The sequence below is a fragment of the Streptomyces sp. PKU-EA00015 genome, assembly GCF_013387495.1.
Lineage (GTDB): Bacteria > Actinomycetota > Actinomycetes > Streptomycetales > Streptomycetaceae > Streptomyces.
The window spans coordinates 1-4,949 of the sequence record NZ_JABZEE010000097.1; the positions used below are offsets into that span (position 1 = coordinate 1).

3 protein-coding genes and 1 pseudogene are annotated in these 4,949 nt (G+C 70.1%); 1 reads left to right on the forward strand and 3 read right to left on the reverse strand.

Features of this window, described 5'->3' with window-relative positions:
- Together HW130_RS35445 and HW130_RS36505 are read right to left on the reverse strand one after the other, a co-directional pair.
- Window positions 1–326 (reverse strand): annotated as a pseudogene (locus HW130_RS35445) (hypothetical protein); the annotation flags it as partial.
- A 457-nt stretch (window positions 327–783) separates the two neighbouring features.
- Entirely contained in the window at window positions 784–2,352 is a 1,569-nt protein-coding gene (locus HW130_RS36505; protein WP_309140662.1) for a DUF6292 family protein, read from the reverse strand.
- Between the two features lie 342 nt (window positions 2,353–2,694).
- On the opposite strand from HW130_RS36505, the gene HW130_RS34530 reads away from it, so the two are divergent.
- Complete coding sequence (locus tag HW130_RS34530) at window positions 2,695–3,822, forward strand: NADH:flavin oxidoreductase (RefSeq protein WP_177153725.1); 1,128 nt, start codon at window positions 2,695–2,697, stop codon at window positions 3,820–3,822.
- A gap of 231 nt (window positions 3,823–4,053) precedes the next feature.
- Here HW130_RS34530 and HW130_RS34535 read toward each other — a convergent pair whose 3' ends face one another.
- The gene (locus HW130_RS34535) at window positions 4,054–4,851 is read right to left on the reverse strand and encodes a maleylpyruvate isomerase family mycothiol-dependent enzyme (protein ID WP_177153726.1); all 798 of its coding nucleotides are present in this window, start codon (window positions 4,849–4,851) and stop codon (window positions 4,054–4,056) included.
- Between the last annotated feature and the right edge of the window lie 98 nt (window positions 4,852–4,949).

Here is a 4,949-nt window from a genome sequence, read left to right on the forward strand (position 1 = left end):
AAGATCCGTTTGAAGACGGACCCTAGTTCGCCCGCGGCCGCGGGAAGTTCGTAGACCTGAGTCTGTTCGCAGGTGAGGACGATGCGCTCGACCTTCGACCAGCAGCTAGTGCGGGCGACCCAGTCCCGTTCGATGTCGGCGCCAGAGCAGTCGAAGTCTCCGACGTAGGGCAAGACGGCGGGGAACGGTCGCGGGCGGTGCGGGCCCGCACGACGTCCACGCACGACTGGGGAGCCGAAGCCGCGTACGACCGGGACGGGGATGCCGAGGTCGGCGAGCCGGTCAAACATGCGGCGCAGCGTGTCCTTCTCGGCTGCGACGTACAACGCGGTTCTCTGGCCGGCGGTGCGGTCCAGGGCGAACCATCCGGGGACGTCGGCGAAGAACGCGGGGGCGTTGGCCCAGGCCGCGGGGACGGGGACTTCGCGCAGGTGTCGACCAGGTCGGGGAAGTGGCCGTCGCCGCGGGCCTGGGCCAGTTGGGAGGACAGGCGCCGGTAGGTGGGCGGCGTGTTGAGGATGAGTCCTTCGGCGACAAGGCGGTAGGGGACCTGGCGCAGCGTGCAGCCCAGTTCCCCGAAACGGTCACGACTGCCCGGGCACGGTCGACGATGGCGGGCCAGTGGAGACGTCCCATACCGGTACATGTACCCGATGGCGTTGCTGCTGGTCAGGGTGCTGGGCAAGCCTCGGGTGTAGGTGTGACTGAGCACGATAGACGGCCCGTTCGGCCAAGCTCGTGTTCAGCCCCGGGAGAGACGACTGAGGTGGAGGCCCCGACGGGTCAGGGCGTAGGCGAGGCGTTGGTGAGTGTCATCCAGTCCTGGACCGTCTTGTTGTGTGATCCGCTCGCTGTGCGTGCGGCCACTACCTGCGCGTCCTCGGTGGTGCAAGGTGTTCCTGCGCGGGTGAGCAAGGTGAGTGGCCACTCGGGGCCCGCACCGGCCGGTTCTTGGTCGAAGGGGGTCCAGTCCCAGGGCCCGTCGAACCGCCATGCCCGATCGGCGGCGTCTGCGACCTCGTCGCCCAGCTCGAGAGACGCGTACGGACGCATCAGTAGTTCGAAGGTGAAAGGGATCCCATCGCCAGGGTGGAGGCCGTACCCGGTGCCGTTGAGATGGCTGTCGTCCGGGAACTCGCGATAGGACACGCCACGGCGTAGCACGCTCACGGTCAGATGCGGACGCGGCAGCCAGCCTGTCTCAAGCGGGGGATCATGGTGGTCGACTGCCGTCACGTGCACGACGGTCGGTGGCACTCCGACCCGGCAGATGTCGCCCGCCTCAAGCTGCTCGGGGGGCGGATCGGTCTGGAACAGCTCCACCTCCGGTCCAGGTGCTTGCCGGCCGGTGTCCACGCCCAGGGCCACGATCCCGTTCCAGCGCATGAAGTCACTGCCTGTGTCGATGTCCCACCAGGGCCACCGCACCGCAATGTAGTCCCACCTCACACCCCGCTCGACTCGCGTCGGCGTGAAGGGGCAGGCGACCGACAGCACGTCACCAGCCCGGAAGTCCCCCGTATCCATCATTTGGCCAGGGTAAACAGGTTCCCTTGGAGAGCTACGCCGGCCTGGGCCTGCGAGCAGCTCTCCTTCGACGCCGACCGGGAGCACCGGCTGCGCGCCGAGCAGGCCATCGACGCGCTCAACGCCGGCTCCGGCACCGTGGGCCCCGCAGCGGGCTATCTGCAGGCCGGTTGACTTCTCCGCGGCTTCAGGCCTTGGGGCGCTTGGAGCCCTTGCGGCCGTCGGCGAGCGCCTCGAGCAGCTCGGCCGGATGCTGCTGCCGAGGTAGCGGATGCTCTCGCCTTCCGGGGCGGTGCCGGTGTCCTTGCCGATCGGGTGGCGTCGGCTGGTCGCGGTGCGCCATCCGTACCGCTCGTCCCACACCAGCGCCGGCGAACTCTGGCCGACGGTGAGCGGGACGGCGGCCGCCAGGTGCTCGTCGCCGAGTTGGCGCACCTCCACCTGGACCGGCTCGGCGACGTCGGCCTCGGCCAGGGCGTCGGCGACCTGCTGCAGGTACGGGCGGGCGCTGCCGATGCGCAGCTCAGCCTCGGCGATCATCGCGGCACCGCGGTGGGGGACGGTGGGGTAGCCGAGGCGTTCGGCGGCGTCGACCGGGGTGAGCTCGGGGGTGGCCTCGATCAGGTCGGCGATGCGCCGGCCGCGGAGCTGTGCGAGGCCGGCCTGGGCGGTGGGGAACTTCGCGATGCCCAGGGTGTCGGCGACCTCGGTGAGCGCGATGGCCGGGTTGTCGTCGAGGAGTTCGGCGATCCGGGGCAGGATTTCATCGCGCGGGATCATGTCGCCGCTGCCGGTGCGGCGGCCGGGCCGGGATGCCTTGTACACGAGTCGTGCACCTCCCCCTTGGCCTCATCCATGTTGCGGGCGAGGCCGGAGGGCATCGTGGCCACCTTCAGTTTTCGGGTCACAGCACGAGCCCGCATGCCATGGTCTCCGGTTGCCACAGTCACGTCTCGTCCGGCAACGTGCTGCAGGAATTCTGCTTGGTCGAGGATGTCGCTGTCGGCATTGCCGCGCTGCTTGTCCCCGCCGGCCGCTCTGGGCGTGTGTCCGGGATCACAGGGCGGCTCGACGGACGGGCGGAATGCCGCGACGGCCGCGACGGTTGACGGCTGCACTGCATTCAATGCATGTGCACATACCGTCTGGTACCTACGAGGAGCCCCCGTGACCGTCACTGCGTCCTCCGCCTCCCGCGCGGCCGAGATCCTGTCCCGCCCCGTCGCGCTGAACGGCCTGACCGTCCCGAACCGCATCGCGATGGCGCCGATGACGCGCAAGTTCTCCCCGGGCGGCGTCCCCGGTGACGACGTGCGGTCGTACTACGCCCGTCGCGCCGCCGCGGGTGTGGGCCTGATCGTCACTGAGGGGACCTACGTCGGCCACGAGTCGGCAGGGGAGAGTAACCGTGTGCCGCGGTTCCACGGTGAGGAGCAGCTGGCGGGGTGGGCGAAGGTCGCCGAGGCCGTTCATGCGGCGGGCGGCACAATCGTGCCGCAGCTGTGGCACATCGGCATGGTGCGCAAGCCGGGCTACCCGCCCTACGCCGACGCCCCCGCCGTCGGCCCCTCCGGCATCCGCGTCGACGGCACCGAGAACGCCGGCAAGGCGATGACCCAGAGCGACCTGGACGACGTCATCGGCGCCTTCGCCGAGGCCGCCGCGGCCGCCGAGCGCATCGGCTTCGACGGCGTCGAACTGCACGGCGCCCACGGCTACCTCCTCGACCAGTTCCTGTGGGCAGGGACGAACCGCCGTACCGACGCCTACGGCGGCGACCCCGTGGCCCGTACGACGTTCGCGGCCGAGATCGTGGCCGCGGTCCGCGAGGTCGTCTCGCCCGACTTCCCGGTGATCTTCCGCTACTCGCAGTGGAAGCAGGAGGCCTACGACGCGAGGCTCGCCGAGACACCGGAGGAGCTGGAGGCGATCCTGACCCCGCTCGCCGCGGCCGGCGTCGACGCCTTCCACGCCTCCACCCGCCGCTACTGGCTCCCGGAGTTCGAGGGCTCGGACCTGAACCTGGCGGGCTGGACCAAGAAGCTCACCGGCAGGCCCACCATCACCGTGGGCTCGGTCGGCCTCGACGGCGACTTCATCCGCGCCTTCGTGGGCGAGGGCGCCCCGGTCCAGGGCATCGACGAACTTCTCGACCGCCTGGAGCGCGACGAGTTCGACCTGGTCGCCGTCGGTCGCGCCCTGCTCCAGGACCCGGAGTGGGCGGCGAAGGTCCTGGGGGGCCGGCTGGAGGAGCTGAAGCCGTACGACGCGGCGGCGCTGAACACGCTGAGCTAGCGGCTTCGTTCGGATCACCGGGTTCGACCGGAGTTCGACCGGAGGAAGATGCCCGCCACGAGGAGTCCGGCCGGGGGACGGTCGCGGTCTTCTCGTAGCGGGTGGCGATGCCGCGCCCCTGCTGGAGGCGGTTCAGGTGGGCCGCGCGGTGAGGTGCCTGCTCCGGGGCAGGTCCTTTCCGCACGCCCCCCTCGACTCCGTCGGCACCCGCAGCAGGGGAAGTGCGCCGTCTCAGAAGGCGGAGTTGGCGAACCAGTGGGCCAGCAGGTCCTCGTCCCCCTCGTGGGCGAGGACCTCTGCGGTGTAGGGCAGGCGGCCGTAAACGAGCAGGAGCAAGTCGGCCGCGGTTCCCCGGACGGTCGCGTCAGCGGTATCCGCGGTCGGGTGGGTCGTCTCGAGCCCGAAGCCGTCGGATCGCAGGCGGACGAGCCAGTCGTCGTCCCCATCGGTGGAGCTGAAGCGGATGGTCTTGTCGGGGCCGCGCAAATTGGCCACCTTGGGGGCGAAGGAGGTGGCGAAGGGCAGGTTCACGAGGAACTCGTCGATCCCGTCGACCGCGACCAGGCGATCGATTGCGGGCCGGGAGCCGAGCGCCAGCTCGGCGTCGGCCCGGTGCAGCAGGGTCTCGAAGAGCATCCGGCGTGCCCAGAAGCGGGCGTGCTGGTCGACGCCCCACGCCCACATCGGCAGGTTCGGGTCGGTGGATGCGAAGGCGTCCGCGGCGACGGTCGCGCTCTCGGCCAGCCAGTCGGCGTATCCGTCCTCCTGGTCCGGGAGCCGCAGGTCCACCTCTCGCTTCCGCGGTGGTTCCTGGATGCGCTCCCGCAACAGGACCGAGAACCAGCGCTGGACGCTGCCTGTGTGCTTGACCAGGTCGGCCAGTGTCCAGCCGGGGCAGCTGGGCACAGCTGTCGCCAGGTCGGCGTCCTTGACCGCTGCGACGAACCGGGCGGTCTCCGCCGCGATTGCCGTGCGGTGGTCGACCGGGGCGAAAACGGATCCGCCGTCGGGGTGCTTCGGGGTCTTCATTTGACATGCCTATCGGAGAAAGGTGCGGGTTCAGCCAAGTACCCGGGACGAGGAGGGCTTTTGACCTTCGATGGAGGTATGCGCCGGGCCACCGGCAA